General features: G+C 61.2%; 18 protein-coding genes. 17 read left to right on the forward strand and 1 reads right to left on the reverse strand.

Annotation, left to right across the window (positions count from 1 at the left end):
• The 14 genes from J5286_RS03615 to folD all read left to right on the forward strand — a co-directional run bounded on the left by J5286_RS03615 (position 1) and on the right by folD (position 11,572).
• On the forward strand, positions 1-1,122 hold the full coding sequence (locus tag J5286_RS03615; protein ID WP_209189179.1) for a flagellar hook-associated family protein: 1,122 nt from the start codon (positions 1-3) through the stop codon (positions 1,120-1,122).
• A gap of 41 nt (positions 1,123-1,163) precedes the next feature.
• The gene (gene flaF / locus J5286_RS03620; RefSeq protein ID WP_112429030.1) at positions 1,164-1,511 is read left to right on the forward strand and encodes a flagellar biosynthesis regulator FlaF; all 348 of its coding nucleotides are present in this window, start codon (positions 1,164-1,166) and stop codon (positions 1,509-1,511) included.
• Entirely contained in the window at positions 1,508-1,957 is a 450-nt protein-coding gene (gene flbT, locus J5286_RS03625) for a flagellar biosynthesis repressor FlbT (protein WP_209189180.1), read from the forward strand. Before flaF ends, flbT begins: the two co-directional genes overlap by 4 nt.
• Positions 1,948-2,388 carry a flagellar hook assembly protein FlgD gene (flgD, locus tag J5286_RS03630; protein WP_209189181.1) on the forward strand — a complete coding sequence of 147 codons (441 nt, stop codon included), beginning with the start codon at positions 1,948-1,950 and terminating at the stop codon, positions 2,386-2,388. Before flbT ends, flgD begins: the two co-directional genes overlap by 10 nt.
• An 84-nt stretch (positions 2,389-2,472) precedes the next feature.
• The gene (fliQ, locus tag J5286_RS03635; protein WP_018898452.1) at positions 2,473-2,739 is read left to right on the forward strand and encodes a flagellar biosynthesis protein FliQ; all 267 of its coding nucleotides are present in this window, start codon (positions 2,473-2,475) and stop codon (positions 2,737-2,739) included.
• 87 nt (positions 2,740-2,826) lie between these two features.
• Complete coding sequence (gene flhA, locus J5286_RS03640) at positions 2,827-4,914, forward strand: flagellar biosynthesis protein FlhA (protein ID WP_047507451.1); 2,088 nt, start codon at positions 2,827-2,829, stop codon at positions 4,912-4,914.
• Complete coding sequence (gene fliR / locus J5286_RS03645) at positions 4,911-5,663, forward strand: flagellar biosynthetic protein FliR (protein WP_209189182.1); 753 nt, start codon at positions 4,911-4,913, stop codon at positions 5,661-5,663. The genes flhA and fliR overlap by 4 nt, the downstream gene beginning before the upstream one ends.
• A 4-nt stretch (positions 5,664-5,667) precedes the next feature.
• Complete coding sequence (locus J5286_RS03650) at positions 5,668-6,081, forward strand: hypothetical protein (protein ID WP_047507454.1); 414 nt, start codon at positions 5,668-5,670, stop codon at positions 6,079-6,081.
• A gap of 32 nt (positions 6,082-6,113) precedes the next feature.
• On the forward strand, positions 6,114-6,680 hold the full coding sequence (locus tag J5286_RS03655) for a rod-binding protein (RefSeq protein WP_209189183.1): 567 nt from the start codon (positions 6,114-6,116) through the stop codon (positions 6,678-6,680).
• A 17-nt stretch (positions 6,681-6,697) separates the two neighbouring features.
• Positions 6,698-7,063: a hypothetical protein gene (locus tag J5286_RS03660; RefSeq protein ID WP_018898457.1), complete on the forward strand. Its 366-nt coding sequence runs from the start codon at positions 6,698-6,700 to the stop codon at positions 7,061-7,063.
• Complete coding sequence (locus J5286_RS03665; RefSeq protein ID WP_209189184.1) at positions 7,063-7,596, forward strand: hypothetical protein; 534 nt, start codon at positions 7,063-7,065, stop codon at positions 7,594-7,596. The genes J5286_RS03660 and J5286_RS03665 overlap by 1 nt, the downstream gene beginning before the upstream one ends.
• A gap of 249 nt (positions 7,597-7,845) precedes the next feature.
• Positions 7,846-8,658, forward strand: coding sequence for a WecB/TagA/CpsF family glycosyltransferase (locus tag J5286_RS03670; RefSeq protein WP_209189185.1), 813 nt, complete (start codon positions 7,846-7,848; stop codon positions 8,656-8,658).
• Positions 8,659-8,819: 161 nt separating this feature from the next.
• Positions 8,820-10,550, forward strand: a complete 1,731-nt coding sequence (locus J5286_RS03675) for a GumC domain-containing protein (protein ID WP_209189186.1) — start codon at positions 8,820-8,822, stop codon at positions 10,548-10,550.
• Between the two features lie 122 nt (positions 10,551-10,672).
• Positions 10,673-11,572 carry a bifunctional methylenetetrahydrofolate dehydrogenase/methenyltetrahydrofolate cyclohydrolase FolD gene (gene folD, locus J5286_RS03680; protein ID WP_209189187.1) on the forward strand — a complete coding sequence of 300 codons (900 nt, stop codon included), beginning with the start codon at positions 10,673-10,675 and terminating at the stop codon, positions 11,570-11,572.
• A 2-nt stretch (positions 11,573-11,574) separates the two neighbouring features.
• Here folD and J5286_RS03685 read toward each other — a convergent pair whose 3' ends face one another.
• Positions 11,575-12,597 carry a LacI family DNA-binding transcriptional regulator gene (locus J5286_RS03685; RefSeq protein WP_209189188.1) on the reverse strand — a complete coding sequence of 341 codons (1,023 nt, stop codon included), beginning with the start codon at positions 12,595-12,597 and terminating at the stop codon, positions 11,575-11,577.
• A gap of 272 nt (positions 12,598-12,869) precedes the next feature.
• Here J5286_RS03685 and J5286_RS03690 point away from each other — a divergent pair, with 272 nt between their 5' ends.
• From J5286_RS03690 to J5286_RS03700, 3 genes are all read left to right on the forward strand, one after another.
• Positions 12,870-14,231, forward strand: a complete 1,362-nt coding sequence (locus tag J5286_RS03690; protein ID WP_209189189.1) for an ABC transporter substrate-binding protein — start codon at positions 12,870-12,872, stop codon at positions 14,229-14,231.
• A gap of 164 nt (positions 14,232-14,395) precedes the next feature.
• Entirely contained in the window at positions 14,396-15,409 is a 1,014-nt protein-coding gene (locus J5286_RS03695) for a carbohydrate ABC transporter permease (RefSeq protein WP_112979870.1), read from the forward strand.
• Position 15,410: 1 nt separating this feature from the next.
• Positions 15,411-16,574 carry a carbohydrate ABC transporter permease gene (locus J5286_RS03700; protein WP_209189190.1) on the forward strand — a complete coding sequence of 388 codons (1,164 nt, stop codon included), beginning with the start codon at positions 15,411-15,413 and terminating at the stop codon, positions 16,572-16,574.
• Positions 16,575-16,581 lie beyond the last annotated feature (7 nt).

Consider the following 16,581-nt stretch of genomic DNA (forward strand, 5'->3'; position numbering starts at 1 on the left):
ATGAAAAGTTCATTTATTTCGAGTTCGGCCATTCAAAACGCGATGCGGCTGACCATTCGCCAGTCGCAGACCCAGCTTGTGAAATCCTCGCTTGAAGCCACGACCGGCGTCTACGCCGACATCGGCGCCTCGCTAGGCTCGGGTGCAGCCAAGAGCGTGAATTTCAGCGCAGAGGTCACGCGCATCCAGGCGCTGAAGGGCAGCAACTCGGTTGTATCGGGCCGTCTCGAAGCATCTCAGCTCGGTCTGACCAGCATGAAGACGGCGGGCGATGCGCTCGTCTCGAAACTGACCGCGCTGCAGGGCAGCCAGGACAACACCAGCATCACAGTTGCGATGCAGTCAGCGGGCGACGCGCTATCTTCGCTGATGGACACCGGCAACTCGATGCTCAACGGCGAATACCTTTTCTCCGGCATCAACACCGACATCCAGCCGCTGACCGACCAGACCGACGCCGCGACCACCGCGATCCAGACCAACCTCGATGCCTGGGCAAGCAGCCTCGGCAAGACCAAGTCCGAACTGACCGGCGACGAGATGGACACGTTCATCTCCAACTTCGTCGAGCCGATGTTCTCGCAGGATACGCTGAACGCCACCTCGACGCCGCTGCCGTTCCCGCCGGTTGGCGTCGGTACGCCCACGCCGCCGCTCGCCTACGTGACGCCGCCGGCATGGGCCGACTGGTCGAGCGCATCCAACCAGAACATGACGAGCCGGATCAGCAACTCCGAGACCGTCACCTCGTCGACCAATTCGAATTCCGAAGGCATGCGTTACTTCGCGCTCGCGTCGATCACCGTTTCGGCGCTGGCCGGCACCGGCCTCAGTGGCGACGCACTGGCCATGACCACGTCGAAGGCAATCGGCTACGCTGCGCAGGGCACGACCGGCATCGTCACGCAGGCGAGCCAGCTCGGTCTGTCCCAGGAGCGCGTCACGAAGGCCAACGACGCCCTCGATGCGCAGTCCAGCATCATTCAGAACAAGCTTGTCGACCTTCAGGGCGTCGATCAGTCGGAAGCGTCCACACTGGTCAACACCCTGCAGACGCAGCTCGAAACCGCATACACGATCGTTTCAAAAATTCAGCAGTTGAGCCTCGTGAACTACCTCTGATGATCAGCGGTAGAAGTACAAGTACAAAGAAGGATGCATGAATGTATCAGTTCTCTTACGCCGAGGTCATGCAAGACTCGGTGGCCGATGCCAAGGAGCGGGAACGTCAAGTTCTCGACCGTTCCATCGAGCTACTGGCGATTGCACGCGACAAAGAGAAGTATGGCCGTGAGGCTATCGATGCATTGTTTTACACCCGACGCGTTTGGGTGAGCTTTATCGAAGACCTCAAGCATCCGGACAATCAGCTCGAAGTTCAGTTGCGCGCCAATCTGATCTCGATCGCCATTTGGATCTTGAAAGAAAGCGACCGAATCCGGAAACGGCAGTCGACCAACTTTCAGGGCATTATTGACGTTACCACCATCATCAGGGATGGACTTAAATGAAAAGCACGCTTCGTATCTCGCTAAAAGCCGGGGAAAAGATCTTCATCAACGGTGCGGTTTTGCGCGTCGACCGTAAGGTCGCGTTGGAATTCCTGAATGATGTCACCTTCCTTCTCGAAAACCACGTTCTCCAGCCGGAAGACGCGACCACGCCTCTGCGTCAGCTCTACTTCATCGCGCAGATGATCCTGATCAACCCTGAGGGCAAGGAGCAGTCGACGGCGATGTTCCGCAAGTCGGTGACGATGCTTCTGACCTGCTTCAAGAACGAGGAAGTTCTGGCCGAGCTGAAGCGCATCGACGGTCTGGTTTCGACCGGCCGCGCCTTCGACGCCCTGAAGGCCATCCGCGGTCTCTATGTTATCGAAGACAACATTCTGAACAACCAGGAAATGCACCCTGCAATGGTTGAGCAGATTCGCAAGGAGATCGCACCATGGCGGTAGGCGCTACCGGTTCCGCGACAACGACGCAGAACACCTCATCGACGACGTCTACGGCTCAGCAGAAGGCGACGCTCAACTACGACAACTTCCTGCAGCTCCTCATCGCCCAGATGAAGAACCAGGATCCGACGGAACCTGTCGATGCCAGCCAGCAGATGGCGCAGCTCGCCAGCTTTTCGCAGGTCGAGCAGACGATCCAGACCAATACAAAGCTGGACACGCTTTTGGCGAGCTCGAGCCTGACGCAGGCCAGCAGCTATGTCGGCAAGTACATGACCAGCGCCGATGGCACCGTCGCCGGCACCGTCGATTCCGTAAAAGTGTATTCCGACGGAATTATCGCGACGACCACCGACGGAAAGAGTATTCTTGTACAGGCGGGAATCACTGTCGCTGATAAGGCACCGGCTTCGACCACGACCGGCAGCTGATCGAAAAAAGACTGAACGACAATAAACTGAACGACGGTCCGGCCGGGTTGCGGACGGACCGAAAGGCGATATGAGGTTGCCTGGATGAATGAAGCTGACGCACTCGATCTGTTCCAGGCGGCGATCTGGACGGTTCTCGTTTCCGCCGGGCCGGCCGTGGCCGCGGCGATGATCGTCGGTCTCGTCATCGCGCTGTTCCAGGCGCTGACCCAGGTCCAGGAAGCAACGCTCACCTTCGTCCCGAAGATCGTCGCGGTTCTGGTGACGATCGGCATCTCTGCTCCCTTTGTCGGCTCGCAGATTTCGATCTTCACCAATCTCGTCTTCTCGCGCATCCAATCCGGCTTCTGAGCCACCCTCGCGCAAGCTTCGCCATTTAACTATCGATCCGAATTCTGGGCATCATGCCCGTACATCTCATGACGAGACGGAATCGATATGGCGCAACCACCCGCACTCCCCCTTCCGAAAGCCGGCCCCAGCCTGCGTGACGTTGGCTTTGCCCTTGGCATTGTCGTCATCATCTGCGTGCTCTTCCTGCCGATCCCGCCATTCCTCATCGATATGGGCCTGGCGTTCTCGATCGCGCTGTCCGTGCTGATCCTGATGGTGGCGCTGTGGATCCAGAAGCCGCTCGAATTCTCGTCCTTCCCGACTATTCTGCTGATCGCCACGATGACGCGCCTATCGCTGAACATCGCGACGACCCGCGTCATTCTCTCGCACGGCAATGAAGGCCACGATGCGGCGGGCGGCGTCATCGCCGGCTTCGCGAGCCTTGTGATGTCGGGCGACTTCGTGATCGGTCTGATCGTCTTCCTGATCCTGATCACCATCAACTTCATCGTCATCACCAAGGGCGCCACGCGTATCGCGGAAGTCGGCGCCCGCTTCACCCTCGACGCCATCCCCGGCAAGCAGATGTCGATCGACGCCGATCTCTCGGCCGGTATCATCGACGAGCGCGAGGCGCAGCGCCGCCGTAAGGAACTCGAAGAGGAAAGCTCCTTCTTCGGTGCTATGGACGGTGCGTCCAAGTTCGTGCGCGGCGACGCCATCGCCGGCCTCCTGATCACCGCCATCAACGTCTTCGGCGGCATCATCATCGGCTACTTCCGCCACGGCATGCCGATCGGCGAAGCGGCCGACGTTTTCGTCAAGCTCTCCGTCGGCGACGGTCTGGTATCGCAGATGCCGGCCCTCATCATTTCGCTGGCCGCCGGCCTTCTCGTTTCGCGCGGCGGCACCGTCGGCTCCACCGACAAGGCCGTCGTCGATCAGCTGAGTGGCTATCCGCGCGCGCTGTCGGTCTCCGCCGTGCTGATGATCGTGCTTGGTCTCATGCCCGGCCTGCCGTTCATCCCGTTCATGTTCCTCGGTGGCGTTCTCGCCTTCGGCGCCTGGTTCATCCCGCGCCAGATCGATGCGGAGAACAAGATTCTGCGCGAGCAGGAAGAAAAGAAGGTCGTCGAGAACAAGGAACTGGAGAAGGACTCGGTCAAGTCCGTGCTGCGCACCTCGGAAATCGAGCTGGCACTTGGCAAGATGGTCTCCTCGCGCCTTCTCGGCGCCCACCAGGAACTCGCATTCCGCGTCGGCAAGATGCGCAAGAAGTTCGCGACCCAGTACGGCTTCGTCGTTCCGGAAATCAAGGTCACCGACGATATCGCCATCACCGAGAAGTCCTACCAGATCCGCATCCACGGCACGACGGTCGCCTCCAACGAGCTGCGTGTCGGCGAAGTCCTCGTCGTCACCGGCTCCGGCCGCAAGCCTCGCGTGCCTGGCGATGAGATCCGCGAACCGGCCTTCGGCATGCCTGCAGTCTCCGTCCTCGAGGCCTTCACCGAAGATCTGAAGCGCGAAGGCTTCCAGCCGATCGACAACGTCTCCGTCGTCCTGACGCACATGAGCGAAGTCATCCGCAACAACCTGCCGGCGCTTCTCTCCTACAAGGATCTGAAGGTCCTGATCGACCGTCTCGATCCCGAGTACAAGAAGCTAGCAGACGAGATCTGCTCCTCGCACATGTCCTATTCGGGTCTGCAGGCCGTGCTGAAGCTGCTGCTTGCCGAGCGCGTCTCGATCCGCAACCTGCATCTCATTCTCGAAGCCGTGGCCGAACTTGCCCCGCATGTCCGCAAGACCGAGCAGATCGTCGAACATGTTCGCGTGCGCATGGCGCAGCAGCTCTGCGGCGACCTTGCCGATAATGGCGTGCTTCGCGTGCTTCGCCTCGGCAGCAAGTGGGACCTCGCCTTCCACCAGGCGCTGAAGCGCGACAACAAGGGCGAAGTCGTCGAATTCGACATCGATCCGCGCATGCTCGAAGAGTTCAGCGAGCAGGCGAGCAAAGTTATCCGTGAATTCATGGATCGCGGCCTGCCTTTCGCCCTTGTCACCTCGCCGGAAACACGGTCCTATGTGCGCATGATCATCGAACGCCTGTTCGCCACGCTCCCGGTTCTCTCGCATGTGGAACTGGCAAAGGGCATCGAGATAAAGATTCTAGGCTCTATTTCATGATAACTGACCCGCAAGGGACCGTGTTGGCGCTCTTTCTGATCTTCTGCAGGATCGGTGGCTGTGTGCTTACAATGCCGGGTTTTTCCTCGGCGCGTATCCCTTCGGTCTTGCGGGTCTTCATCGCCGGCGCGCTGTCTCTGGCGATCATGCCGGTGCTCTGGGACACGGTCTATCCGGCCGTCCGCACCTCGAACGCCACCTATATCGGCTTCATCTTCAGCGAATCGCTGATCGGCGTGATGTTCGGAATGCTGGCCCGCCTCTATACGCTGGGCCTCCAGTTCGCCGCCAACATCGCCGCCATGATGATCGGCTATACCCAGCCGAGCGCCGCCGATATCTTCGAAGACGGCCAGGAGAGCGCCATCTCGGGCTTCATCATCTTCGCCGGTATGATGATTCTCTTCATGATGGACTTCCACCACATCGTCTTCAGGGCCCTGATCGATTCCTACACATCGATGCCGTTTGGCGGCGCCATGCAGATGCGGGCGACGCTTATCTCGTTCACCGACACGCTGTCGACCACGACATTCATCATGCTGCGGCTGGCAAGCCCTTTTCTGATCTACGGCTTGCTGTTCAACGTCGCGATCGGCTTCATCAACAAGCTGGCGCCGCAGATCCCGGTCTACTTCATCTCCACGCCTTACCTGCTGTTCGGTGGCCTCTTCCTGTTCTACTTCGCCGTCGCGGCGATGATCAGCCAGTTCGGCCAGTCCTTCACCGCCGTGTTTATGGGGCAGTAGGCGGATGGCGGAAAAGACGCGCTCGGATAAGCTCAAACGCCTCGTCGCCGTCCAGCGCCATCTCGAACAGATGGCGGAGTTCGATCTCGCCGAAACGACGCGCCAGCGCGCCGAGGTCAGCGAGGAGATGGACAGCGTCATTCATGCGCTCGGCTCGATGGACCCGGTGCATCACGCATTCTCGCAAGGTTATGCCGATCGTTTCAACCGGCTTGGCATCAAGGACAAGCAGCTGAACGGCATGCAGGAAGTTCACCAGATGCGCGTTCAGCAGGAGCGCGCCAAGGGAGACCGTCTCGAAGACGGCATGCGTGAAGCGCTCGAAGACGAGCGCCGCGAGGCCGATGACAACGCGGTCTATGATATCATCGATCAAAAATACGGTACACCAGCCTCCAGCAAGCTTCAAAACTCATAATCGCCTCGATCTGAAATTTAGAGGATTATGACGTGGCGATTTCACCCCCGAGTGATCTGGTGCTGGATGTTGTCAAGGCGGCCGACCCCATGGAGGTTCAGGCCGCTCAGGAAAAACTGAAGGCAAACCAGGCTGCTTTCGCGGCCAACAGCCTTGCCGAAGCGGGCAAGGGCTTCACCTCGGCGGTGGATATTCTCGACCGCGCCTCCAACAAGGCAGGCCTCAGCGACGTCCAGAATCGCACCGGCAAGACGGAAGAAATTCCCGAGACCTATCGCAAGTTCGAAGCGATGGTGCTTCAGAACTTCATCAAGAACATGCTGCCCAACGAAAGCGAAGACGTCTACGGCAAGGGCGCCACGGGCGATATCTGGAAGGGCATGATGGCCGAACAGCTCGGCAACACCATCGCCAAGGGCGATGGCATCGGCGTTGCCAAGCAGCTCTATCACGATGCCTTGAAGAAACAGGAAGGCAGGGTCGTCAACGCCTCTACCGACCAGGATGACCGCAATGCCGCGGTCAGCATGATCAATGAAATTCAGCGCCAGACATTTGGCGTGACATCGACGGACAACAAGTCCGCAAACGACGCCTAAGGGAATCGAGGAGAACAATGGAAATAATCTCGAACGAATACCGTATCAAATCGGTTCTTGGACGCCTGGAAATGATCATCGACAACGAGAACACGCGTATCGGCAGCGATCCGCAGTTCGATCTCAAGGTGTCGAATGCCCACAAGAGCCGCTGCCTCTATGAGCTGTCGATGCTCTTCAGCGATACGGACCCCAAGGAACTCGCAGCCTCCCACCTCGAGCAGCTGCATGGCCTGAAGGAAAAGCTGGCGCTCAACGCCCGTCGCGTCGAGGCTCATCTCGAAGCCGTGCGTACCGTCGCCGATCTCCTGAAGAACGCGGTTCAGGATGCGGATGCCGACGGCACCTATTCCCAGGAACAGTTCCTGGCGCGTGAACACTGATGATTAAACTCGTTCTTACAGGCGTCTGGGTCTGCGTGATCACGCTGGCGGCGGTCTATATGTCGGTGCATTTGGCAACGGCGCCGGCGCCCGCCCCCGATCAGTCGAAGCAGAGCCTTGTCGAGCTTGTAAAGGGCGAGTCTATCACCATTCCGCTCGTCCACGACGGCGCTGTCAGCGGCTATTTCCTTGGAAAAGTGTCCTTTATGGTCAAGAAGGACATGCTGAAGGGCGCGACCCTGCCGCTCACCGAGATGACCACCGACGAACTCTTCTCGCTGCTCGTCGGCAACAAGATGGTCGACATCGCTAACATGAAGTCTTTCGATCCGAACGCCTTCCGCGACATGATCAAGAAAGACCTCAACACGCATCTGGGCGGCGAATATATCGACCAGGTGCTGCTGGAGCAGCTCGACTATCTCTCCAAGGAAGACGTCGCCGCCAACGCCTCCGGCCAGCCGAAAAAGACCGGCAAGCCTGTCAACGTCGTGCCGCCAGAGCCCGTCAAGGACCCAGCCGCCGGCGGTTGACACCCGCTTGTCGTCGCGGTGATCTCATCACCGCGACCAGCCATCCACGATGGTTAACAAATCCCTGATATCGCTACGCAAAGTCGACCGGTTTTCCTAAAGGTTGTTTGAGGGAGCCCTGTTATACCGTCCCGTGATGGGCCGACATGCGCGCCGCATTCCAGATTTGGAAGCCGGCGCCTGATCCCAGGCAGACCTCAGTGTTACCGGGATCTCCGAGCCATGAAGCATTATCGTCAGGAAGCGGGCATGAATCTGATCGCGAATTTCGCGGTCCTCGCTTCGCGTCGCGCCATTTTCGATCTGCCCGTCTGCGATCTCGGCTGGGATGACGCGCTCGTCTTCATCAACGAACTCCTGTCCATGCCCGTCGGCCAGACGTCGATCTCCTTCGTCAACGCGCACAACATGCTCCTGGCGCTGCGCGACGAAGAGTATCGCGACATTCTCTCGCAGAACCTCGTGCTGCCCGATGGCATCGGCCTCAACATCGCTTCGCAGATCGCGCACGGATCGCCTTTCCCTGCCAATCTGAACGGCACCGATTTCGTGCCTGCGCTGCTGACCTTCATGGAGCAGCCGCGCCGCATCGGCCTGATCGGCGGAACCCGTGCCGTGGTCGAGCGCGCGGCATCCAATTTCCGCAGGCATGCGCCCTGGCATGAATTCGTCGTCATCTCCGATGGCTTCTTCGACAAGAACGATCCGTCCGCCGTCGTCGCCGAGATCGCGGCGCAGGATCTCGACATCATCATCGTCGGCATGGGCACGCCCTTGCAGGAAAAATGGGCGCACAAGCACATTCGCGCCGATCACGCGCGGCTGGTGCTCACCGTCGGCGCCCTGTTCGATTTCGTCTCCGGCTCGGTGCCGCGCGCGCCGAAGCTGGTGCGGTCGATGCGCCTGGAATGGGCCTACAGGCTCGTCCAGGAGCCCGGCCGTCTCTGGCGCCGCTATGCGCTGGGCATCCCGGTCTTTCTCTATCACGTCGCCAAGTACCGGTTCAGCCGCCGCAAGGTGATCATGAAGCGCTCGGAAATGGGCGATACACGTCGAGATTGAGCGAAAATTAACCTTTTGTTTGCCAAGCCTGTTTAGGCTCGATTAACCACACGCGACTGCGATGGGTTCGATCGTTCCATGCACGAGACTTGGTGATGCGCGAAAATCATTCGAGACGTCCCACCCATTCATGGCCATCCCAGCCGAAGGATGAATCCGGCTTGAACGGCTTTTCCAGCGGCTATTATCAAGACGAAATGGCCGTGCCGGAAGCCGAGCTGCTGCGGGTGATCGAGCGAGCTCTGCAAGCGCAGCGATTGCCGGAACCTCAGGAACCCGCGCCGCAAGACGCCGCGGCGCCTCTCGTCAGCCGCATCGAAACCATCCTCGGCAAAAGGCTCGAGGCAGCCAACGATGCCGCCACGGCGCCAAATCCGCCCATCGATGATGCCGCCGTCAACGCTGCCGCCATGGACGACGCAGCGATGGACGACCTGATCGACGATCTGGCCGCACAGGAATTCCACGTCGAATCCATCACCCACGCAGCCGTCGAGCATCAAGCGCCGGCATCCCCGCGCAGCGGCCGCTCGCTGATCGCAGCCGGCGCACTGTGCGCATTGGGCGCGCTTGGCGGAACGCTCATCCCAAGCGAGCCATCCGGCTTTCGGGCGCAAAGCCTGCTCGGCGTCGAAGGCCCGACCAAGGACTATCAGGCGCTGGTCAGCGCCGCGCATGATACACTGATCTCGCAGAAAACTATCGCCATGGCCGTCGCCAAATTGCAGCTCGACCGCGACGCCGAGTTTGCCGGCGCCAGCGGCAGCGCGTTCAATGTCGTGGTCGATCTCTTGTCCGCCAGCGGTGCCGCCGCCGATCCTGTTTCGCGCGCCGAAGCATCTCTGGCCGCCGCCATTCGCGCATCCGCCGATCCGAAATCGGGAACGATCGGCTTCAGCGTCACGACAGCAAGTGCGGCAAAATCCGCGCGCATCGCGTCCTATCTCGTCTCGACCGTCGCCCATCCGGTGTCGGCAGCAGGCGTCAACGACGGCGCGGTGAAGAAGGCAAGCGCGGTGGCCGACGCTGAGCTCGAGGCATTCACCAAGCAGAACGGCGAGGGCAATGTCGAGGTCGCAACCAGACTGCAGCAGAAGCTTGTGCAGGCCAACGAGACCTTGAAGGACGCACAGCAGAAGGTCGTGGCGGCGAAGACGCGCGCCGACCTGCTGAAGACCGCGACAGCAGACGACGCGCTGACAGGTACGCTTGCCGCAGACATCACCTCACCGGCGCTGGACGATCGGCGCGGCCGCTACGCCGTTGCCAAATCGACGCTCGCACAGCTAGCCGCCAGCCTCGGCCCCCGGCACCCGCGCCTGATTGCTCAACAGGCCGAAGTCGATGGCCTGCGCGCCAGCATCGGCCAGGAGCTCGGCAGGCTGTCACGCGACGCCGCCGACGAAGTCAAATCAACGGTCGCCGCAGTCAGGCAGCTTGGCGACCAGCGCAATGCGCTGATCGCGCAAAGCCGCGATACCGGCGTCGATCTCGCCAAGCTGACGGAACTGCGCGAGAAATCCGCGGTCGCGCGCCAGCGTCTCGAAGATCAGCTGAGCACCGGCGCCATCGGCACCGACGGCGCGCATGTGCAGGTCATCAAGGCACCCGTGGTCACGGCCATCGAACCGGGCCGCAGCCCGTGGCTCGCCCCGGCGCTCGGCGCGCTCGCCGGCCTCGCCTTCGGCCTTGCCGGCTTCCGCGGACGCGTGGACCCGAGCAAAGACGTCGCGCATGTAGAGCCCGTCGCCGCGATCGAGCCATCGGTCGATATTCCGCGCGCTCCCGTGCCGGAGCCCTCGGTAGAGGACACTCCGGACGAGGTGAAAATCCTGCGCGCCGAGATCGCCGCCATGCGCGATCGCTTACGCTCCTACGCGGCGACGGCCTGATCGTCGCCCACCTGCGGCATGATTGTTCTTGCATTTCTCGTTTCAGGCAGGATAGGGCGTGGACAGGCAAATTGTGCCCGATGCCGCCGACTAGAATGGCGGGTAATGGCAGGGAGACGGTCTTGGCGACAGTAATCGACGGCAAACAGGTTGCAGCTTCGGTCATCGACACGGTGAAGGCGGCGACTGCGGCATTGGACAAGCAGAGCGGCGTTCAGGCCGGTCTCGCGGTCATCATCGTCGGCGACGATCCGGCAAGCCACGCCTATGTGGGCTCCAAGAGCAAGATGGCCAAGGAATGCGGCTTCAAGTCCGTGCAGCACACGCTGCCGCTCGAGACGACGCAGGAAGAACTGGCTGCGCTCGTCGCCTCGCTGAACGCCGACGACACGATCCACGGCATCCTCGTGCAGCTGCCGCTCCCCAAGCACCTGAATTCCGAGCCGATCATCCAGTCGATCCTGCCCGAGAAGGATGTCGATGGCCTTCACGTCGTCAACGCCGGCAAGCTGGCGGTCGGCGATCTCGAGACCGGCCTCGTCTCCTGCACGCCCGCGGGCGCGATGGTCTTCGTGCGCCGCACCCACGGCGAGGATCTTTCCGGCCTCAACGCCGTCGTGGTTGGCCGCTCCAACCTGTTCGGCAAGCCGATGGCGCAGCTGCTGCTCAACGCCAACGCCACGGTGACCATCGCGCATTCGAGAACCAAGGATCTGCCTGCCGTTTGCCGCAACGCCGATATTCTGGTTGCCGCCGTCGGCCGTCCCGAGATGGTCAAGGCCGATTGGGTCAAGCGCGGCGCGACCGTCATCGATGTCGGCATCAACCGTATCGCAGCGCCCGAAAAGGGCGAGGGCAAGACGCGCCTCGTCGGCGATGTCGCTTTCGCCGAGGCCGCCGAAGTCGCGGATGTCATCACTCCGGTCCCCGGTGGCGTCGGTCCGATGACCATTGCCATGCTGATGGCCAACACCGTGATTGCCGCGCATCGCGCCGCCGGCCAGACGCCGCCGAAGTTCTGATTTTAGCGCGGCGCCGCGCCCGTCGACGCCCGCACGATCAGTTCCGTCTTCCACAGTTCCTGTTCGGGGAAGGGGCCGTCCTGCTTGACGGTCCCGATCAGCCGCTCGGCGATCCGGACACCCGCCGCGCGCAGAGATGAGCGCGTCGTCGTGAGCGGCACCGAGAAATTCTCCGGCTTCAGATGCGGCAGCACGTCGTCATGGGCGATCAGCGATATATCCTCGCCAAGCTTCAGCCCCGCCTGCGTCACCGCGCGGATGGCACCAAGCGCCAGCACCGTGCTGGAACAGAGAATGGCCGTCGGCGGCTCCGGTAGCTGCAGAAAGCGTTCCATGGCGAATTGCCCGTGCTCGTCGGTCATCGACATGTGGCTGGTGCAGTTCTCCGGCAGTTCAAGCCCACGCTCGGCCAGCGCCGAGACCACGCCCTTCTTGCGGCGGATCGCGAAATCGAGATGCTCCGGCCCGTTCAGCAAGCAGAAGCGCGTGTGCCCGAGCTGTAGCAGCAGCCGCGTCGCATCGTAGAAGGCGCCCTCGTTGTCGATGTCGAGATAGGGGTAATCCGGCTCAATCCCATACGAGCGGCCATGCACGAGAAACGGCATGGAGAGCGATTTCAGGAGCGGCAGCCGGGGATCGTGCCCGCGCATGTAGGCGACGAACAGCGCGTCGACATTGCCGCTGATCGCGAGCCGCCTCAGCGCGCCCACCTCGTCATCGGGGTCGGCCGGCATGATCACGAAATGAAAGTCGTGCCTTACCGCTTCCTCGCCAAGTCCGGTCAGGAATTCGCCGAAATGCACGTCGGAATAATGCCCGGGCGCTGTGGGCATGACGAGGCCGATCGAACCCGCCTTGCCGGTCGCGAGCCGTTGGGCCGCCTTGTTGGGACGATAGCCGGTTTCCTGCACGGCACGCAGCACGCGCTCGCGTGTCGCCTCGTTGACCTCGGGGTAACCGTTCAGCGCACGGCTCACCGTCGTCTGGGACAGGCCCAGCATTTCCGATAGCTGTTTCAGATTCACGTGTTAAACTTCCTCCAACGCCTTGGAGGTCATGTCTCCCAAATGGCATCCAAAGCGCTTTTAGCAATGTAGCAGCTGCGCGGCTTGACTCAAGAAAAATCGCTCCATATTGCCCCATAGGCGTTGCTGCATTGCGATATCCAAAGGCCCAAAGCTGGGTTTTGCGAATTGCCTTGACTCTTTTGTGCCGAAAGTGAAATGAGTTCGTTGTCAAAGCGCTTTGGAATTTCGGTTGCGGGGCGTGATTGGGATTGTGATGGGAGGTTGATCACATGAAAAAGTCATTTTTGATGGGCGTTGCCGTGGCAGCGCTTCTGGCCGGCGGCGCGTCCGCGGCCGATCTGAAATTCGCGCCGGGTGAGGACGCCAAGTTCAATTGGAAGAGCTACGATGATTTCAAGGCGGCCAATGCCGACCTGAAGGGTCAGGAACTGACGATCTTCGGTCCGTGGCGCGGCGAGGACGAGGCGCTGTTCCGCAGCATTCTCGCCTACTTCATCGAGGCGACCGGCATCGACGCCAAGTATTCGTCCTCGGAAAACTACGAGCAGCAGATCGTCATCGACACGCAGGCCGGTTCGCCGCCGAACATCGCGATCCTGCCGCAGCCGGGCCTTCTGGCTGATCTCGCCAGCAAGGGCTTCCTGGCGCCGCTCGGCGATGAAAACTCCAAGTGGGTCAAGGACAATTACGGCGCCGGCGACAGCTGGGTCGGCTACGGCACCTACAAGGGCAAGGACGGCAAGGACGCCTTCTTCGCTTTCCCCTACAAGGCCGACGTGAAGTCGCTGGTCTGGTACGTGCCTGAAAACTTCAAGGAAGCAGGCTACAAGGTCCCGACCACGATGGAAGAGCTGCAGGCTCTGTCCGAGCAAATCGTCAAGGACGGCGGCGTTCCGTGGTGCATCGGTCTCGGTTCCGGTGGCGCCACCGGCTGGCCGGCGACCGACTGGATCGAAGACCTGATGCTGCGCATGCAGCCGCCGGAAGCCTACGACAAGTGGACCACCAACGAACTAAAGTTCGATGATCCCGCAGTCGTCTCCGTCATCGACGAGTTCGGCAAGTTCGCCAAGAACGAGGCTTATGTCGATGGTGGCGTGAAGGCTGTTGCCTCGACCGACTTCCGCGATAGCCCGAAGGGCCTCTTCGCCGTGCCGCCGAAGTGCTACATGCACCACCAGGCGTCCTTCATCCCGTCCTTCTTCCCTGAAGGCACGAAGCTCGGCCAGGATGCCGACTTCTTCTACATGCCGACCTTCGCCTCGCATCCCGAACTCGGCAAGCCGGTTCTGGGCGCTGGTACGCTGGTCACGATCGCCAAGGACTCCAAGCCGGCTCGCGCCTTCGTGGAATTCCTGAAGACGCCGATCGCGCATGAAGTCTGGATGGCGCAGTCGAGCTTCCTGACCCCCTACAAGGGCGTCAACACGGCCGCCTACGCCAACGAGCAGATGAAGCGCGAAGGCGAAATCCTGACCACGGCAACGACGTTCCGCTTCGACGGTTCCGACCTGATGCCCGGCAAGATCGGCGCCGGCGCCTTCTGGACCGGCATGGTCGATTTCGTCGGCGGCAAGTCCGCTCAGGATACCGCCAAGGAAATCCAGAGCGCCTGGGACGGCATCAAGTAACATCGCCTGATCTCCATGCCGCCTGATCGGGCGGCATGGATGAAAATGCCTGGCCGGATGCCGTCACAAGCGCCGGCCATCGCCGCCCCTTGCGTCCGCTGCAAGCGTGCTAGGCCATCGGGCGGCGTGATTTCAAAAAGACGTAGGCATCAGGGGAGGGATGAATGCTATCGCAGCTGGTTTCCGCTTTGGGGGTCGTGGTCGTCGCCGTATTCGCATGCGCGGCCTATTTCTATTTCTCGAACAAGCTCCTTGATATGGCGCTTCCGGTGAAGGACGGCGACATTCGCGCCGCCTCGCAGAACCTCAACCGCCGCTCTGTCATAAGGCCGTGGCTGTTCCTGTTTCCGGCGCTCTTCCTGCTGGTCGTCTATCTCGTCTATCCCGTGGTCGCGACCGTGATCCTGTCCTTTTATGATCGCTCCGGGGCTGAGTTCGTCGGCTTCAGCAATTACCAGTGGGCCCTTGGTGACCGCGAGTTCCGCCAGTCGATCTTCAACAACATCCTGTGGCTCGCCGTCGTTCCCGCCGCCTGCACCTTCTTCGGCCTCGTCATCGCGGTCATGACCGACCGCATCTGGTGGGGCAATATCGCGAAAAGCATCGTTTTCATGCCGATGGCGATCTCCTTCGTCGGCGCCTCCGTCATCTGGAAGTTCATCTACGAGTATCGCGGCGGCAACGCCACGCAGATCGGCCTCTTGAATGCCATCGTCCAGCTCTTCGGCGGCACGCCGCAGGTGTGGATCTCGGTGCCCTTCTGGAACAGCTTCTTCTTGATGATCATCCTCATCTGGATCCAGACCGGCTTTGCCATGGTCATCCTGTCGGCGGCGCTGCGCGGCATTCCGGAAGAGACCATCGAGGCCGCCGTCATCGATGGCGCCAATGGCTGGCAGATCTTCTGGCGCATCATGGTGCCGCAGGTTTGGGGCACGATCGCCGTCGTCTGGACCACGATCACCATCCTTGTGCTCAAGGTCTTCGATATCGTGCTCACAATGACCAACGGTCAGTGGGACACGATGGTTCTCGCCAATCTCATGTTCAACTGGATGTTCCGCGGTGGCGGCGACAGCGGCCGAAGTGCGGTCATTGCACTGATCATCATGCTGGCTGTCACGCCGATCATGGTGTGGAACGTCCGCCGCGCCAATCGCGAAATGGGAGGCAAGTGAGATGACCCTGACCCGCGATTTCTTCAAGATCGGCCCGGCCCGCCTGTTTGTCCACGCTGCCGTCCTTCTGATCGTCATCATCTGGCTGATCCCGACGCTCGGCATCTTCGTCAGCGCGCTGCGCGACAAGGACCAGATCGTCGTCTCCGGCTGGTGGACGGCCTTCTCCGGCTCGTCGCGCACCGTCGCCGCCCGCCTCGGCCAGGTCGACCAGCAGAAGCAGGATGGCCCTGCCTATGTCATCTCTGGCAACGTGCTGGATGGCCAGGAGGGACGCTCGATCAATGCCTTCGGCACCCGCGTCGCGCAGCCCTCGGCCTACAAGGCCGGCGAGACCGCCGATCTCGGCGATGGCCTGACGCTCACCGTCAACGAAGACGGCACCTACCGCTACGCCAAGACCGCCGCTTTTGGCCCGGATGACGGCGGCCGCCGCGTCTATGTCTCGGTCGCCACGCCGCCGGAGTTCACGCTTCAGAACTACCGCACGGTGCTGACGGGCGAGGGGATCGGCCAGTCCTTCATCAACTCGCTGACGGTCACGATCCCGGCCACGATCATCCCGATCCTGATCGCCGCCTTCGCAGCCTACGCGCTGAGCTGGATGGAATTCCCCGGCCGTGCGCTGCTGATCGCGCTGGTCGTCGGCCTCATCGTCGTGCCGTTGCAGATGTCTCTGATCCCGCTTCTGAGGCTCTACAATCAGGTCGGCATGCTCCTCGATACGCCGTCCAAGACCTATCCCGGCATCTGGCTGGCGCACACCGCCTTCGGCATGCCGCTCGCCATCTATCTCCTGCGATCCTACATCGCGGGCCTGCCCAAGGAGATCATCGAATCCGCCCGCGTCGATGGCGCCAGCGATTTCGAGATCTTCACCCGCATCGTTTTGCCCTTGTCCTTCCCGGCGCTCGCCTCCTTCTCGATCTTCCAGTTCCTGTGGGTTTGGAACGACCTGCTCGTCGCCATGGTCTTCCTCGGCACCGACAGGGATCACCTCGTGCTGACGGGCGCGCTGAACGCGCTGCTCGGCTCGCGTGGCGGCAACTGGGAAATCCTGACGGCCTCGGCCTTCATCACGATTATAGTACCGCTGCTCGTCTTCTTCGCACTGCAGCGCTATCTCGTGCGTGGTCTGCTCTCGGGTTCGGTCAAGGGCGGCTAGTCATTTC

This window comes from Rhizobium sp. 16-488-2b (genome assembly GCF_017741815.1).
Lineage (GTDB): Bacteria > Pseudomonadota > Alphaproteobacteria > Rhizobiales > Rhizobiaceae > Rhizobium.

What these genes read in the sequence shown, in the direction of transcription:
- fliR (WP_209189182.1), top strand. Translation starts at nt 4,911, where the DNA reads ATGATAACTGACCCGCAAGGGACCGTGTTGGCGCTCTTTCTGATCTTC.
- J5286_RS03695 (WP_112979870.1), top strand. Translation starts at nt 14,396, where the DNA reads ATGCTATCGCAGCTGGTTTCCGCTTTGGGGGTCGTGGTCGTCGCCGTA.
- J5286_RS03670 (WP_209189185.1), top strand. Translation starts at nt 7,846, where the DNA reads ATGAATCTGATCGCGAATTTCGCGGTCCTCGCTTCGCGTCGCGCCATT.
- J5286_RS03660 (WP_018898457.1), top strand. Translation starts at nt 6,698, where the DNA reads ATGGAAATAATCTCGAACGAATACCGTATCAAATCGGTTCTTGGACGC.
- J5286_RS03650 (WP_047507454.1), top strand. Translation starts at nt 5,668, where the DNA reads ATGGCGGAAAAGACGCGCTCGGATAAGCTCAAACGCCTCGTCGCCGTC.
- J5286_RS03690 (WP_209189189.1), top strand. Translation starts at nt 12,870, where the DNA reads ATGAAAAAGTCATTTTTGATGGGCGTTGCCGTGGCAGCGCTTCTGGCC.
- fliQ (WP_018898452.1), top strand. Translation starts at nt 2,473, where the DNA reads ATGAATGAAGCTGACGCACTCGATCTGTTCCAGGCGGCGATCTGGACG.
- flbT (WP_209189180.1), top strand. Translation starts at nt 1,508, where the DNA reads ATGAAAAGCACGCTTCGTATCTCGCTAAAAGCCGGGGAAAAGATCTTC.
- flgD (WP_209189181.1), top strand. Translation starts at nt 1,948, where the DNA reads ATGGCGGTAGGCGCTACCGGTTCCGCGACAACGACGCAGAACACCTCA.
- flaF (WP_112429030.1), top strand. Translation starts at nt 1,164, where the DNA reads ATGTATCAGTTCTCTTACGCCGAGGTCATGCAAGACTCGGTGGCCGAT.
- J5286_RS03615 (WP_209189179.1), top strand. Translation starts at nt 1, where the DNA reads ATGAAAAGTTCATTTATTTCGAGTTCGGCCATTCAAAACGCGATGCGG.
- J5286_RS03665 (WP_209189184.1), top strand. Translation starts at nt 7,063, where the DNA reads ATGATTAAACTCGTTCTTACAGGCGTCTGGGTCTGCGTGATCACGCTG.
- flhA (WP_047507451.1), top strand. Translation starts at nt 2,827, where the DNA reads ATGGCGCAACCACCCGCACTCCCCCTTCCGAAAGCCGGCCCCAGCCTG.
- J5286_RS03700 (WP_209189190.1), top strand. Translation starts at nt 15,411, where the DNA reads ATGACCCTGACCCGCGATTTCTTCAAGATCGGCCCGGCCCGCCTGTTT.